Here is a 14800-nt window from a genome sequence, read left to right as displayed (position 1 = left end):
GTTCCAACCGGTGGGGTTTTCAACGACCGGATCCTCGGAACTCTGTGCGAATGTGACACACGGAACAACCAGGCTGGCTAAAGCATTGAAGACCAGCTTGCGGAAGAAAAACGAATTCATGAAATTTGTATTCTAGAAATGATGCTTCGCGTTCAGTTGGCGCTTTCGATGTTTCCGGCGGGATCGAGGCCATAGGACCGCGGTTGGGGGCCGGTGACCTGGATCAGGCGGTCCAGGTCATCGTAGCCGTAGGACTCATATCCAGTCGTCCCGGGGCCGAAGTCATTGTAGACCGTGGGATTGGTTCCCATCCGGTACTCGTCGAGGTTGCTCACCCCATCGTGATCCGCCGTGTCATCATCGGGGTTGACGCTTGAGAGATGCTCCGAATCGACGCCGAAATATTGCATCTCCCACCAGTCGGGCAGCCCGTCGCCGTCGGTGTCGGCGCTGTTGGTGGAATTGATGGTGATGTCGGAAGGCAGCGAGTAGCAGGTGTTGCCCGCTTGGTCCGTGGAAACGGCATAAATGTGGTGGGTGCCTGCCGCAACATTGGTCAGCGTGTAGGTCCATGGAGACGCGGTCACCGTTCCCGCCAGCGAACCGTTGCGGTAGAATTCCACCTTCTGGATGTCGGAGGGACCATCCTGGTCGGTCACGGTTGCAACGAGGCTGACCGAACCCGGGGCATTCGGTTGGTTGACGGTGGAAACCAAGCTGATCTCGGGGAAATTCGGCAGCAGTTTGAGGGTCGGAACCGCCACCGGCAGGGAGTGGGCACCGCTGGAGGTGCTTCCGGACGCCATCTGTCCGGAGGTGTCGATGCCCCATGCGTAGATCGTTCCGTCCTTGGTGACGGCGAGGCTGAAGTTGTTGTTACCGGAGCCTCCGGCGGAGATCCACACCACGTTGGAGAGGTAGTCGTCCCCTGCAGTCGTGCCAGGGCCCGCGACAGCGGGCTTCTTGACCTTGACGGCGAAAGCGCTGTTGGCCGTGCCTCCGTCCCCAAGTGCCCCGTAACCGTTGTATCCCCAGGCCCAAACGTGTCCGGTGTTGTCCATTGCCAGGGTATGCGAGGAACCGGCGCTGACCCGGACGATGCTACCGAGGTAGGTAGGAGCGTTGTCGATTTTAACCTGGGTGGGATATCCAACGTCGGAATTCGTGGTGACACCGTTGCCGAGACGTCCGCTGGCCTGGTTTCCGAAGCACCACACGCTCCCCAGCAGGCCCGAGACGGACGTGTTCCACCGGACGACGGCCGAGTGCAGGTCCCCTGATGAAATATCCCAAACGTCCGAAAGCTCGGTGGGAGTTGAGTTCAACAGCACGGGAGCGGCGTAGACCTGGTAGCCGCTGGTGCCGCCGTTCCCAAGCTGGCCGTTGCTGTTGGAGCCCCAGCTCCATAGATGGCCGTTGGAATCCTTTGCCAAGCCTTGGCCGTCACCGAAATCGATTTGAGTAATGCCGGTGAGGTCCTGTGGGCTTCCGGAGACCTGTTTTTTCACCAGTCCGGCATAAAGGCGCGAACCGGTTGGGTTCCCGCCGCCCAATCTCCCGGTGCCGGTATTGGAGCCCCATGTATAGACCTTCCCATCGGAAGTCAGGGCTCCGTTGAAGAACTGGCCGGCGGCGACACCGATACATCCGGTCAACCAATCACCGGCGGTTGTGCTCTTCACGACCCGGACGGCGTAGCCTTGGGTGGCGTTGTCGTTGTTTCCCATTTCACCAGATACGCCATATCCGTAGCACCAGGGATTTCCGGAGTGGTCCAGAATGATGCTTTGGTTGACGCCCGAGGCGATGGCCCAGGCATCCGCAATCGGATTTCCGGCAGAGCGTGAGGGCGTTGTAGGGGTTGCCAGATTCGAATTCGTGACGACGTTGTTGCCCAGTTTGCCGTAATACTGGGAACCCCATGCATAAACCGCTTCAGTCGATTTCAATGCTTGGGCGTGTACCGCTCCGGCGGAAACGGCACCGGTCACCGCGAATCCGGCGGTCGCGGTGGCGCTCGAATCCGAGGTCACCCACGCCTTCGCTTTCAATGTCAGATCACGATCAATCAACACCGTCGAACCGGAAGATATAACCGGATCATAGATAGTGGGTTCCGCGCCGTTGAGCGTGTAGTGGATCACCGATCCCGAGGTGGCGCAGGACACCACCACGGTGAATTTCGTGGCCGAATCAGCCTCTTGCGGATTGAAGACCGGGGTGGAAACCGTGATCGCATTGGCGCTCCCGAAAACCAATGCCGAGCAATAGAAGACCGAGGATACGGTTAGGTGCGGTGCCGATTTTACGAGCGGGTTAAGCCATCATGGCGTTCGATAGGTCAACGCTTCATTTGTGAATTTTAAGATCACCAATCACTCAACCAACCACAACCCATTGATTATCTACGCCCACACTTAGACACATCACATGTTTTCGACCAATAATTCGCGTTTTGTGAAAAATTCGTGAATTCGTGACACATGAAAAACTCACAACCCAAATGATCAAACTGACGTGACATCGCATTTTCGGTCCGAGGAGCCACGGACGGCCTCAGGGAGGATTCCGCCACTGGATCGCAACTGCCCGCCCCCTCACCATCCGGGGTGGGATGGGTGGGAATCTCCACCCCGCCGCCCGCCGGAAACGCGGGGCGGATGGCCCCGACGATCTACGACAAATCCAGTGGATCGGGCCCATGGGAGCACCCGCCCACGGCCGTCCCGAAACACCGCTCCAGCCAGTGGGCAGGACTGCCCACTGGCTGGAGCCACATCACCGGAGATAATCCAACGGTCCCATTGCTCCTGACGATGAAACCGAAACTCCTCCTCTCCCGCCACGCGATGGCCTGCACAGACTGCCCGGCATCCGCTGCCATCGGCAGGCACTTTTTCAACCGGCTCGCGGGCCCACTCCGCTCCACCGCCAACCCTCCGCCACGATGCACCATTTAGCCCGTGGACCACGGCCCGGCGGTCGTGCCCCCCACCCTACGTTCCACTCCGGGCGGCGGGTCATGTTGCTCGCCCTCGGCATCCAGGATCCGGCGCTGCTGGAAGGCATCACCGGGTGGGCCCGCGACAACCGTTGGGACCTGGACCTCTCCAGCGTCCGCCACGGGCAATTGCCGCCCGCCTCCGGATTCGATGGCGTGCTCGCCACCGTGAGCAGCCAGAGGATCGCCAATTGGCTCGCCCGCCTGGAGTGTCCGGTCGTCCGCATGCTGGACGCCACCTTTCCGAAACTCGCCCGCGCCACCACGCACTACCCCTCCGTCAACTATGACGCCGAGGCCGCCGGCCGGCTGGGGGCGGAACACCTGCTGACGGTCGGTCGCCCGACATTCGTGTTCTGCCGCCAATCGACCGGAGCCGATTCCCTGGCGACGCAGCGGGGATTCGTCCGCACGATCCGCGGGTCCGGCCGCGAGCCGGTGGTGCTCGATTTCATGAAGGACCATCCGGAGCTGTCCCGGAACCACCCCGCACCGCGCGATCTGGTCCACGAGTGGATGGTCGGGAACCTCCGGATGCTGCCGCTGCCGGTGGCGATCATGGCGGATGACGACCGCTGCGCGCTGGACCTGATGGCCGCGGCCCAGGCCATCGGCCTGGATGTGCCCAGGGATCTGGCGATCCTCGGCAGCCAGAACCAGCTTCACCTGCTGGAGGTTTCGCCGGTGGAAATTTCCTCCGTGGACGTGAACCTCCAGGAGGTGGGCCGCTCGGCGGCGGCGCTGCTGGCGGATCTCGTCGATGGTGGCAAAAAGCCGGACCGCCCGCGGTTGGTGCAGCCAGTCCAGGTGGAGCCCCGCACCTCGACCTCGCTCTACATCGGTCCGCACACCGGTGTGAGCCGCGCGCTGACCTTCATCCGTGAGAACCTTCCCAAGCCCATCCGGATCCCCGAGATCGCCGCGGCCGCCGGCATGTCGCCACGCGGTCTCCAGAAGGCTTTGCTCCATGAGGCCGGTCTCACGCTGGTGAAGGAGATCGCCCGCCTGCGCCTCGGGGCGGCCATGCAGCTCCTCGACGACGAGGAACTCCCGCTGCACGAGGTGGCACGGCGCACCGGCCTGGGCGACGCGAAGAACCTCTGCCGGCTCTTCCAGCGATACCACGGCGTGTCACCGCGGAAATGGAGCCATGCCAAACGGAGAAGCATGCACAAGCTGACCGGAACCAGCCCCGCCAACCGAGACTCCACCCCCACGCCCTGAGTCGATCCGGAGATACATGGAGGGAGGGGAAGGCAATCATTACTCCCCCGCCCTCCTCCGCCGGCGGTGTCCAAGTGACGGAGGCCCGGAGCCTGCACGTCCGCAGTGGGGCAGGTGGTTGGTAAAACTGCCCATGGACGTTGCCGCCACGACCGGCTTGCAAAGGACCGTGTTCTTTTGCGATCTTTTCACAATGTCCTTCCGTTTGCTGGTGCTCCTCCTGTTCATGGGGGCACATTCGGTCATCGCCGCGGGCCCCGCGGTGGTTCCGGTGGACATGTTGTTCCGCAATTGGAACACGCGTGACGGCCTGCCGCACGACCGCGTCCGCTCCGTCCTGCAAACCCGGGATGGTTTCGTGTGGCTCGCCACTGATGCCGGGGTGGTGCGCTTCGATGGTGCGACGTTCAAAACCTACGGCCTGCGGGATGGACTGAAGGCCCCGGTGGTGACCGCCTTGCGGGAAACCGCGGACGGTGCGATCTGGATCGGCACCGTGGGGGGCGGCGCGAGCGTCCTGAGGGGCGGCCGGATCGAACGCACCTACATGAAGGCCGATGGCCTGCCCTCGGACTGGGTGACCGGTTTCGGCATCGACCACGCGGGGAACCTCGTCGTGGCCACCTTGGGCGGCGTGGCTAACTTCGATGGCACCCGGATCGTGAGCGCCGGGGAGAATGAACCCAACCCCGATCGCGTCGTGCCCCAGGCGAGGGACAAGGACGGCATCCTGTGGGCCCTCGGTTCGGGACAGCTCCGGAAGTGGCAGGACAACCGCTGGCTGGGCGACCCCGGGGGCCCCACGGAAACCACCGCCCTCTGCCTGGATGGCGCGGGCCGTCCGTGGGTTTTTGGCGACGGCCACCTGTGGCACCGCGAGGAGGGCAAGTGGCAGCCCCATCCCATGCCGGACGGCTGGAAAGGAACCGTGAACACCATCGCCGCGGCCCCGGATGGCACGATCTGGGTCACCTACTTCCGGAAAGGCATCCTCGGCTTCCGGAACGGGGCGTTCATTGCCCCGCGTGCCGCCAATGGCTACAGCCCGGATTTGGTGGAAACCGTCTGGGCCACCCGCGACGGCCAGATCTGGCTCACTTCCTCCAACGGCATCTATTGGATGGCCGAGCAGCCCATCCGCTTCGGCACGGTGAATGTTCCCGCCTCCCGCGTATCGAACGATCTCGGCGGGCTGCTGGAGATCGAGCCCGGTCAATTCCTGCTGGCCACCCAGGGCAATGGTTTCTTCCTCTGGCGGGACGGAGAAGCCACACGCCTCAACGGCGATCCGGATCTCATGGAAGGCACCGTCGCCAACCTCGAATACCGGGCGGCGGACGGGGCGATCTGGATGGGCAATACCAAAGGGCTCTACGAGTGGAGGCCCACCGAGCCAGGCCAGCCGATCCGCCGCCACGATCTCCCGGACACGCACCAGGCCCCGGTCTGGGCGATGGCGGAAACGGCGGACGGGCTGTGGCTGGGCACCGGCTACGGCTACCTCCTGCGGTTGCAGGGCGACTCGGTGACCCATGTCGACTACGGCGGGGGCGGCGAGCCGATCAAGGCGCTGCTGGCGGAGCCCGATGGCACCGTGTGGGTGGGCACCCGCGGCAATGGCCTGTTCCGGATGCGCGGCGGACAATGGACCCGCCTCGGCCGGGAAAGCGGATTGCTCAGCGAGGTGATCCGCACGCTCTACCGCGATCCACAGGGGCACCTGTGGGTGGGCACGGATGGCGGCGGGCTCGCGCTGCGTCTCGGCGATCGTTTCATCAATGTCACCAGCCGTGAAGGCCTGCCGAGCGACAGCATTTCGCAGATCGCCTCGGACGATCAGGGCCGCCTGTGGCTGGGCACCCACCGGGGCCTCGCCGTGGTGGATGGAAAGGAAGTCGCCAACCTCGCCGCGGGCACCGTGGACGATCTCCATCCCTTGCTCATCAACCGGACCAACGGCCTCATCTCCGAGGAGTGCACCATCGTGCCACCCGTGAAAACCCACGATGGCTCGTGGGCCTTCGCCACCATCCGCGGCTTCTTCCGACTCTATCCGGACGATTTCCAGCCGGACACCACCCGCCCGACGGTCTATCTGGAAAAGGTGCTCGCGAATGGCACGCCGGTCCCGGTGAAGGATGGCCGGATCGAGCTGCCGCCGGGCATCGAGCGGCTGGAGTTCGAGTTCTCCGGCCTGTTCTTCCGCGATCCGGACCGCCTGAAATTCCGCAACCGCCTGCACGGCCTGGACACGGGTTGGATCCAGGCCGGCACCAGCCGCACCGCCGAGTACCGCCACCCCGGCCCGGGCACTTTCCGTTTCGAAGTCGAGGCCTCCACTGGCAACGGCCTGTGGAGCGAGACCCCGGCCGCGGTGCAGATCGTGATCGCGCCGCACTTCTGGCAGACGTGGTGGTTCATGACCGGAGCGGTGCTGGCCTTCGCCGGCTCGATCGTGTTCCTGGCGAGGCAGGCCGAACGGAAGCGCTCCGCCCGCCGCATCGAGGCGCTCGAACGCCGCCAGGCCGTGGACAACGAGCGCGCCCGCATCGCCCGGGACCTGCATGACGACGTGGGTGCCAGCCTCACCCAGGTGGCCCTGCAAAGCCAGCTCGTGGAGCGGAACCTGACCCGCCGCCCGGAGCGCGCCGGCGAATATCTGAAGGAGATCTTCAAGACCGCGCGCGAGACCACCCGCGCGCTCGATGAGATCGTGTGGGCGGTCAATCCCACCCAGGACACGCTCGACAACTTCGTCTCGTTCCTCGGCGCGTTTGTCCAGGACTATGCCCGCAGCGCCGGCCTGCGCAGCCGCTTCGACGTGCCCGGGACCGTGCCCGCGCTGGCGATGCCGCCCACCGTGCGCCACCACCTCTACCTCGCCTCGAAGGAGATCCTCCACAATGTCATCAAGCACGCGAAGGCCTCGGAGGTATCGCTGAAGGTCATCATCGATGACGGCCACTGCATGATCGTCATCCGGGACAATGGCGCCGGGTTCATCGAAACCCCGGCCGCGGTGGGCGCGGATGGCCTGCTCAATCTCCGCAGCCGCCTGGAGCAGGTCCACGGCACCTGTACCCGCACCAGCGCGCCCGGCGAAGGCACCGCCGTGGAAATGCGCATCCCGATGGATTGGGAACAGGGGTAACGCGGTGGCGCGGTGGCGCGGTGGCGCGGACCCAGCGTTTCCCCTCCGCGTCCGCGCGTGGATGCGGCGCTGGCAGCCGATGACCATGGGATGGCGTGATTTGGCACTCGTTTGGCGCCATGGGCGATTTCGCGGAGATCCCGCCGGGGATAAAGGTGGGACATCACCGCGCCCGCCATGAACACCCACCACACCCACCACACCCGCCAACCCGTCGCCCTCGTGACCGGAGGCTCCTCCGGCATGGGCAAGATCATCGCCGAGAAGCTCCTCGCCAGCGGCCACCACGTGATCGCCGCCGCCCGCCGCACCGGAGCCATGACCGGCCTCGAACAACTCGGGGCCACCGTCATCCGGCTGGACCTCACGGAGGAAGCCAGCATCGGGGCAGCCGCCTCGCAGATCGAAGCCCGGTTCGGAGCGGTCGACGTGCTCGTCAACAACGCCGGCTTCGGCCTCTACGGGGCCGTCGAGGACGTCTCGCTCGAGGACGCCCGCCGCCAGTTCGAGGTGAACCTGTTCGGCCTGGCCCGATTGACCCAGCTCCTGCTCCCGGCGATGCGCGCCAGGGGCACCGGCCGGATCATCAACATCACCTCCATGGGCGGCAAGGTCTACACCCCGCTCGGTGCCTGGTACCATGCCACCAAGCATGCCTTGGAAGGTTGGTCGGACTGCCTGCGGCTGGAACTCGCCGCCAAGGGCATCCAGGTGGTGGTGGTCGAGCCCGGCACCATCCGCACGGAATTCGGCAGCGTGATGTCCGGGGGCCTGCGCAAGCACCTGCCCCGGACCTCCTACGCGGAGTTGACGCGGACCGTCGCGGACGCGACCGACAAGTTCACCCGCGACGGCGCGGGATCGCCGCCGGAAGTGATTGCGCGCGTGGTGCTCAAAGCCGTCAAAGCCCGCCGCCCCAGGACCCGTTACGCGGCCGGCCAATACGCGAAGATGACCCTCTTCATCCGCAAGTGGTTCGGCGACCGGGTGTTCGACCGCATGGTCATGTCGATGGTGAAGTAGTCCGGCCTCCCCGCCCTTGGCGCGGGCCCGTGCCGCGGCTATAACTCCGGAGGGACCGCGAATCCCTTTCCGGCGCCTCCTCCCTGTCATGAGAAAATCCGATCTGTTTCCGGTGCATGCAGGCTGGCGGCTCCTGTTGCACGACCTGGGCATCAATGCCTCCCGCGTGTTGCGGCGGGCCGGTCTGCCGCAGGACCTGTTCGTCCGGGCCGATGCCACCACCACCGCCGAGGGTTACCTCGCGCTCTGGCGGGGCTTGGAAGAAGAGGCCGCGGATCCGCTGCTCGGCCTGCGCATCGGCCAGGCCGCTTCCGTCGAGTGGTTCGATCCTCCCCTGTTCGCCGCCTTGTGCAGCCCGGACCTGACCACCGCCCTGGGCCGCCTCGCGCGCTACAAGCGGCTGATCGGCCCCGTGGAACTGCACGTCACCCCGGGCACCGGAGGGACGCGGGTGGAGATCCTGTTCGTCCAAGGCAGCACGCCCCCGCCGAAAAGCCTCATGACCGCGGAGCTGGTCTTCCATGTCCAGTTGGCGCGCCTCGCCACCCGCTCGCTCGTCTATCCGCTGCACGTCGCCTCGCCCGAACCGCTGGAGCCGGAGGAGGAGCACACCCGCTACTTCGGCCGGGCCGTGCAGCGGGCGAAGTCCCTCACCCTGGTCTTCTCGCCGGAGGATGCCTCGCGGCCGTTCCTGACGGTGAACGAGAAGATGTGGCGGTTCTTCGAACCCGAGCTGCGCCGGAACCTCGGGTCGCTGACCGGAGCCGCGACCACCGCCGAGCGAGCGCGCGGGGCCTTGCTGGAATTGCTCCCCGCGGGCGAAAGCTCCATGGCCGCGGTGGCGGGAAAGCTCGGCATGAGCCCGCGCACGCTCCAGCGCCGGCTGGCCGACGAACAGCAGCCCTACCAGCAACTGCTCGACCGGACCCGCGAAAAGCTCGCCCGCCACTATCTGAAAACCACCAGGCTCTCCGGGGCCGAAATCGCCTTCCTGATCGGCTTCGGGCAACCGAGTTCCTTTTTCCGCGCCTTCAATGACTGGACCGGGCAGACTCCGGAACAAGCGCGGAAACTCGCCACCTCCTAGACTCCACCCATGCCACCCACCCCAGCCATCCCCGGCGCGCACCGCCGGATCATCCTCGCCGGAGCCAGCGGACTCGTCGGCGGGCACTTGCTGAATGGCCTGCTCAGCGATGAATCGGTGGTGGAGCTCCACTGCATCGCGAGGCGGCCCCTCCCTCTCCAACATCCGAAGCTCCGGATGCATGTCGTCGATCTCGCAATGCTCCCGGAACTCCCGTCGGCCGATGAGGCGTATCTCGCGCTGGGGACGACGATCAAGGTCGCCGGCAGCCGCGAGGCATTCCGCGCCATCGACCACGATGCGAACCTCGCGGTGGCCCGTGCCGCCTTCGAGGCGGGCGCACGCCGGTTCGGACTGGTGAGCGCCATGGCCGCCGACAAGGATTCACGGGTCTTCTACAACCGCGTCAAAGGCGAGCTGGAAGACGCCCTCACCGGCCTGGCCACCACCGCCACCGTGATCGCGCGGCCCTCCCTGCTGCTGGGAGACCGCGAGCGGCTGGCCCAACCCGGCCGCCCCGGCGAGAAGATCGCGCAGGCGATCATGACACCCCTCCGCTGGATGCTGCCGCGTGACTACCGCCCGATCGCCGCGGAGAAAGTCGCCCGCGCGCTGCTGGCCGAGGTGCCCGCCAGCGAGGGCACCCGGATCCTTTCCTCAGGGGAGTTGCAACGCTACTGATCGCGGCCTGTCAGGGTGTGACGTAGTCCGCGACCCCGCGGAAATCGATGCGGTTGTTCTGCGGATTACGGCTCACCAGCACGAGATTCCTCACCCCGTCCTGCACCGGCACCCGGCCGGAGAAGAACGGCTGCTGGCCCCAGCCCTCGCCGGATTTCTCGTAGCAGGCCGCGCGGACGATTCCCTCCGCCCGCTGGGGCGAAAGGATTCCCGCCTTGGCCGGAGCCACGATGGTCTTCTGGTTGTCCAGGCCACAGTAGATCTCCGTGTCCGAGTAGTTCAGGAAGGCATAGCTGCCGGATTTGAAGCGCTCCGCCGGCAGGTCCACCGCCTGGATCCGGTAGCCACCGCCCTGGTCGTCCGGGATCGGCAGGAACACCAGCACGAACTCACGACCACCCTCGGGCAACGTCACCTTCGCGGGTTTCCCCTGCTTCCCGCCTTGCCCTTCCATCACCGGGGTGATCACCAGATTCCGGGAGGTGACCCGCAGCAGCGGCGAGCATTGGTTCGTGGGCAGGGCAACGGGCTCCTTGGTCTGGGCGACTCCTTTCGGGTCCGCCACCAGCACGGACCGCTCCGGCCCGGAGTAGCTGAAGGCCAGCATCTGGATGCTCGCCACGGGTTCCTCCACCGCCCGTGCCTGGCCGGCTGCACACAACAGGCAGGCCAAGGCGGACAGGGACCATCGGACAACAATCGGAATCGGGTTCATGCTTTCTTGATTTCGCGGGTTTCCTCGGCGGTCAGCCAGCGGAACGAAACGAGCTCCATCCGGCGGCCGAAGATCTTGTTGGAGGCGTCGGTCAGATCCTTCGCGGCCCGATCGGGCGGATCCGCCGGGGACAGGTAGTCCGCGCCACGCTGCACCACGCCCTCGCACCACGCCACGGCCCGGGTCTCGCCCTTCGAGTCGACGGCCTCACCCATCGCGCGGATCGTGAAGGTATCGGAACGCGGGGCCAGCGCGGGGCCCACCACCTGCAGGAGATCCGCCTGGGTCACCCAGCCCGGAATGCCCTGCCGCAGCGGACCCTCCGCCGCCGCCGGGAAGGCATACTGGGGCCGCGGCACTCCGGACGCGTAGTTCATGGACATCCCGGCGAGGGGTTGGTTCACCTTCGAACGCGTGTCGTCCAGCGCCGCTTGCAGGGTGCCTTTCAACGCGAGAGTGGAATCCCCGGCGAGACTGCGGTTCACGAAATCCGCCAGCGAACGAAACGGCCCGCGGCGTTTGACCTGGCGCACGGTCGCCTCGGCCAGGCCGCGGATCTGGTCCGCGGTCAGCTCGCGGCTGCCGTTCCACCACCGGTCCTCCATCTCCTTGCCGCTGGCCCGCTCGGCCGGCAGCCCGCCCTGGAAGGTGAAGCGCGAGACCGTGAACGCGTCCTCGCGGGCCGGGGAAATCTCCGGCTTCTCGGTGCCCTCGGTCGAGTCCATCACCACCACCGGGCGGGACAGCATCTGCGAGTAGAATTGCTCCCAGGCCTTCGCCGAGACCGAGTTCACGTTGAAGCCGCCATTGATCCGCACGAAGGCCGCCAACCGCGCCGCGGCATCGGGCTTGAGCTTTCCTCCCGCGCCGAACAGCGAGGCGAGGACACTTTCCGGAGGCTCCGCGGTGCGAAGCTGGCACGCCTCGTCCGGCAGGGCGCGGTTCCCCTGCAGCCACTGGTTGGCCACCGCCTGGAGATTCCGCGACCGGCCATACTGCCGGAAGAACAGTCCATCCTGCGAGAACAGCGACGAGCACCACCAGCCGTCCCACAGCAATTTGTTCGCGATGTAGGAGCGGTCGAAGCGGACCGGGTCCGGGTGGCTGATGTCATGAGCCCAGTAGGGCCAGCCCTTCGCGGTGATCGCGAGCGCCGGGATGCCCGGGCTGGCATAGGAGTTCCCGATCGCGTTGTTCTGCGGGAACTGGGTGATCCGGCCGCGGTGGAACTTGAAGTCCACATTCATGCCGAACGGATTCTCGGGAATCTTCGGCTCCGGCCGGTAATCGAACAGCGGCAGATGCTGCAGCTGCGCCAGCGAAACCGGCGGCACCAGCGGGATCTCCTGCGCGATCGCCCGCAATTGCCCCGCCGGGGTATAACTGGTGCCGAAGTACATCTCGTCATCGCGATTGGGAGGAAGCTGCATGCGCTTCGAGACATCGATCCACGTGGTCACCGCCTTGAATCGGAACGTGAACCCGTCCTCGAACCACGGCGTCACCTGATCGGTCGCCAGGGACGAGGGGCTGGCGTGGACCGGATGGGACGGCATCGAGAACGACCAGTCCTTCGAGGGGAAAAGCTCCTCGTCCAGCGGCTTCCGGTAGGTTTCGAAAATGAACAGCGGCGTGGGGCTGTTCAGCAATTGCCCGAAGGTGCGCACCGGCACCTCGCTCTCCGGGATCACGCTGATCTGCGGGCTGGTCGCGGTGAAGCGGAAGCCCGTCACCGTGCTGGTGCCGAACCGCAGCACGGTATTGAGATCATCCGTCCCCGTTCCGTTGTTGCCATGCCAGTCCGTGTGCTCGCCCCCCATCTGCAGGCTGATGCCGCCGGTATTGCTGCCGAGAGTGGAGACGGACGGCACCACGGAAATCCGCAGCGAATCCCCCCCGCCTCCGGCGATTTCACTGCCTGGACTGGATTGGAAGGAGGTGTTGCCGGCGTTCTTCAGGTTCAAGAACGGACCACCGTAGTTGCCATTCGCCCCGCAATCGAACGCCTTGTTCTGCATCCAGAAGTAGAAGTCGTATGGGAACCGGTTGCGGTGGTACTCCGGATGGGACGGGTCGAACTTCTCGGGATACAGCACACGGGTGGCACCGGCCGGGATCACCAGGTTGGAAGCGGACTTCTGCGGCGATTCCGGGCCGAAGGCCGGATAGATCGTCGCGTTGCGCTTCACGAAGTCCACCGTCGTGGTCTGCCCGCCGGCATCGATGTTGAACACCACCGGAATGGGCGATGAACCGGCGTTGTACTCCGGCACCACCAGGTCGACGTTGTACGGATTCCACAGTACCACGATCGGATAGATGTGGAGGCGCAGCGCGAGCGGCTTGTTCGGATCGGTGGGCGCGGTCATCTGCACGGTGGAGTAGCTCACCACGTAGAGGTTCTTGAGCAGCACCGGCTGGAGACGCCAGCGGTCCCGCTCGATCGAGGGATTCGCCTCGATGTCATCGCGGCCACCCCTGAACCCGGTCTGCCGGTAGGCGGTCACCCGCGGGCGGCCCTTCGGATCGAAGGCCAGCATCGCCGGGTTCTTCGAGTAGCTCATCGCGTTCCGGAGCTGGTCCCACGAGAACAAGCGGTAGTCACGGTTCACGCCGCCATTCGGCCCCAGGGTGCCGGCCCGCGCCGCCTCCGCCTGCCCCTGCTCCTCCAGCCACTCCAGCCACAGGTTCATGCAGCGCTTCAGCTTTCCGGAGGTGACATCCACCGGGAGGAACTCGCTCTGGGTGGTGAGGTCGTGGAAATAGCGCCGGGACGCCAGGTCGCCATTGCCCGGGGTGGCACCGGCCACGTCGATCGTGGACATGTCCGGGAGCTTCCCGAGCTTCTCCAGGGTGTCCGGCATCACCGGATCCGAGACGTGGTGGCCCAGCGGATTGAAACGCCGGGAACCCGCCAGGGTATCGGCCACGTCACGGGCTCCGCCGTTCTTTTCCGGATCGGGGGCACGCAGCGTGGCCTTCTGGCCATTGTCGGACGTCCACCACGCGAATCCACCCTGGTCATTCCGGATCACCGGCACCCGCACCTGGTCCGCCGGATCGCTCACCGAGCCCCCACCCGCCGCGATCCGCGCGGTGGCATCGCTCGCCAGCGAAGTATTGGCCGCATAGTTGAAATCGGTCGGATCGGGTGCGGACACCAACCAGGACCGGAAGGCCTCCGTCCGGTTCTTCGGACGGGCATCCATGTTGTCCACGGTGACCTCTTCGCCCGACTGCCACACCCCGGTGAACCGGGGATTGGCAACTCCATCCACCTCCGGCGTCTCGGGATCGGTATCCAGGACTCCCGCCGGAGCGCTCACCCGCTGGTCCGGTCCCATCTCCTTCTGGAGCTGGGCCAGGCCCATCATCAACGCCACCCTGGCATTGGCACGGGCCTCCGCCCGCCACTTCTGCTGCTCCGTGGTGCGGAGGGTGATCGCGGACAATTGCAGCAAGCCGAGTGCAAGCACCGCGAGCAGCACCATCATCACCAGCACCACCATCAGGCTGAATCCACGCCGCTCCCGCGACAGCCGGGAAGATATCCGGGAAATCATGCTCCCACGATAACCAAATCCCCCCCCCGCACCTCTCCGCGCTTGATTTCATTATGATACTATCTTCCACACCCCCCGATTTCCATCAAACCAGCACCACCAAATCCATCAATCCAATACCACTAAACGCCCCACACCCGCCTTCCATCCCACACCCCCATTCCCAAAAAGCAAAAAACGATCAATACCGCTCGCCACTCAAGAACCATCGGTATCCCAACCGCAATCAACCTCCCACCACACCGCTAGACCCGAACGACCTCAAACCGGACACTTTGTTAAATTGGTATCCGTATTGAATCAATCCAGTGGATGCATGCAACCCGATTCCATGACACTCTCCCATCATTCCAAG

The 14800-nt window shown here is 65.3% G+C and carries 8 protein-coding genes; 5 read left to right on the top strand and 3 right to left on the bottom strand.

Annotated features, from left to right (window positions below):
• Positions 1-152 precede the first annotated feature (152 nt).
• Complete coding sequence (locus llg_RS13875; protein ID WP_338285272.1) at positions 153-2258, bottom strand: Ig-like domain-containing protein; 2106 nt, start codon at positions 2256-2258, stop codon at positions 153-155.
• 764 nt (positions 2259-3022) lie between these two features.
• Between llg_RS13875 and llg_RS13870 the strand changes: the two genes are divergently transcribed.
• The 5 genes from llg_RS13870 to llg_RS13850 all read left to right on the top strand — a co-directional run bounded on the left by llg_RS13870 (position 3023) and on the right by llg_RS13850 (position 10167).
• A complete protein-coding gene (locus llg_RS13870) occupies positions 3023-4225 on the top strand; it encodes a substrate-binding domain-containing protein (RefSeq protein WP_338285271.1) in 1203 nt (400 codons plus the stop codon).
• 193 nt (positions 4226-4418) lie between these two features.
• Entirely contained in the window at positions 4419-7376 is a 2958-nt protein-coding gene (locus tag llg_RS13865) for a two-component regulator propeller domain-containing protein (RefSeq protein ID WP_338285270.1), read from the top strand.
• 177 nt (positions 7377-7553) lie between these two features.
• Entirely contained in the window at positions 7554-8399 is an 846-nt protein-coding gene (locus tag llg_RS13860; protein WP_338285269.1) for an oxidoreductase, read from the top strand.
• Positions 8400-8487: 88 nt separating this feature from the next.
• A complete protein-coding gene (locus llg_RS13855) occupies positions 8488-9486 on the top strand; it encodes an AraC family transcriptional regulator ligand-binding domain-containing protein (RefSeq protein ID WP_338285268.1) in 999 nt (332 codons plus the stop codon).
• Positions 9487-9495: 9 nt separating this feature from the next.
• Entirely contained in the window at positions 9496-10167 is a 672-nt protein-coding gene (locus tag llg_RS13850) for an oxidoreductase (protein ID WP_338285267.1), read from the top strand.
• A 10-nt stretch (positions 10168-10177) separates the two neighbouring features.
• Here the strand turns inward: llg_RS13850 and llg_RS13845 are convergent, their stop codons facing one another.
• Complete coding sequence (locus llg_RS13845; RefSeq protein WP_338285266.1) at positions 10178-10882, bottom strand: hypothetical protein; 705 nt, start codon at positions 10880-10882, stop codon at positions 10178-10180.
• The gene (locus llg_RS13840; protein WP_338285265.1) at positions 10879-14445 is read right to left on the bottom strand and encodes a hypothetical protein; all 3567 of its coding nucleotides are present in this window, start codon (positions 14443-14445) and stop codon (positions 10879-10881) included. The genes llg_RS13845 and llg_RS13840 overlap by 4 nt, the downstream gene beginning before the upstream one ends.
• Positions 14446-14800 lie beyond the last annotated feature (355 nt).

It is taken from the genome of Luteolibacter sp. LG18, from assembly GCF_036322585.1.
In the GTDB taxonomy this organism is placed as follows: Bacteria; Verrucomicrobiota; Verrucomicrobiia; order Verrucomicrobiales; family Akkermansiaceae; genus Luteolibacter.
The sequence above is the reverse complement of the archived record's forward strand: the minus strand, read 5'-3'. Positions and strand labels throughout refer to the sequence as shown.

Coding starts and splice junctions, on each gene's coding strand:
- llg_RS13865 (WP_338285270.1), top strand. CDS start 4,419: ATGTCCTTCCGTTTGCTGGTGCTCCTCCTGTTCATGGGGGCACATTCG.
- llg_RS13850 (WP_338285267.1), top strand. CDS start 9,496: ATGCCACCCACCCCAGCCATCCCCGGCGCGCACCGCCGGATCATCCTC.
- llg_RS13855 (WP_338285268.1), top strand. CDS start 8,488: ATGAGAAAATCCGATCTGTTTCCGGTGCATGCAGGCTGGCGGCTCCTG.
- llg_RS13845 (WP_338285266.1), bottom strand. CDS start 10,882: ATGAACCCGATTCCGATTGTTGTCCGATGGTCCCTGTCCGCCTTGGCC.
- llg_RS13860 (WP_338285269.1), top strand. CDS start 7,554: ATGAACACCCACCACACCCACCACACCCGCCAACCCGTCGCCCTCGTG.
- llg_RS13840 (WP_338285265.1), bottom strand. CDS start 14,445: ATGATTTCCCGGATATCTTCCCGGCTGTCGCGGGAGCGGCGTGGATTC.
- llg_RS13870 (WP_338285271.1), top strand. CDS start 3,023: ATGTTGCTCGCCCTCGGCATCCAGGATCCGGCGCTGCTGGAAGGCATC.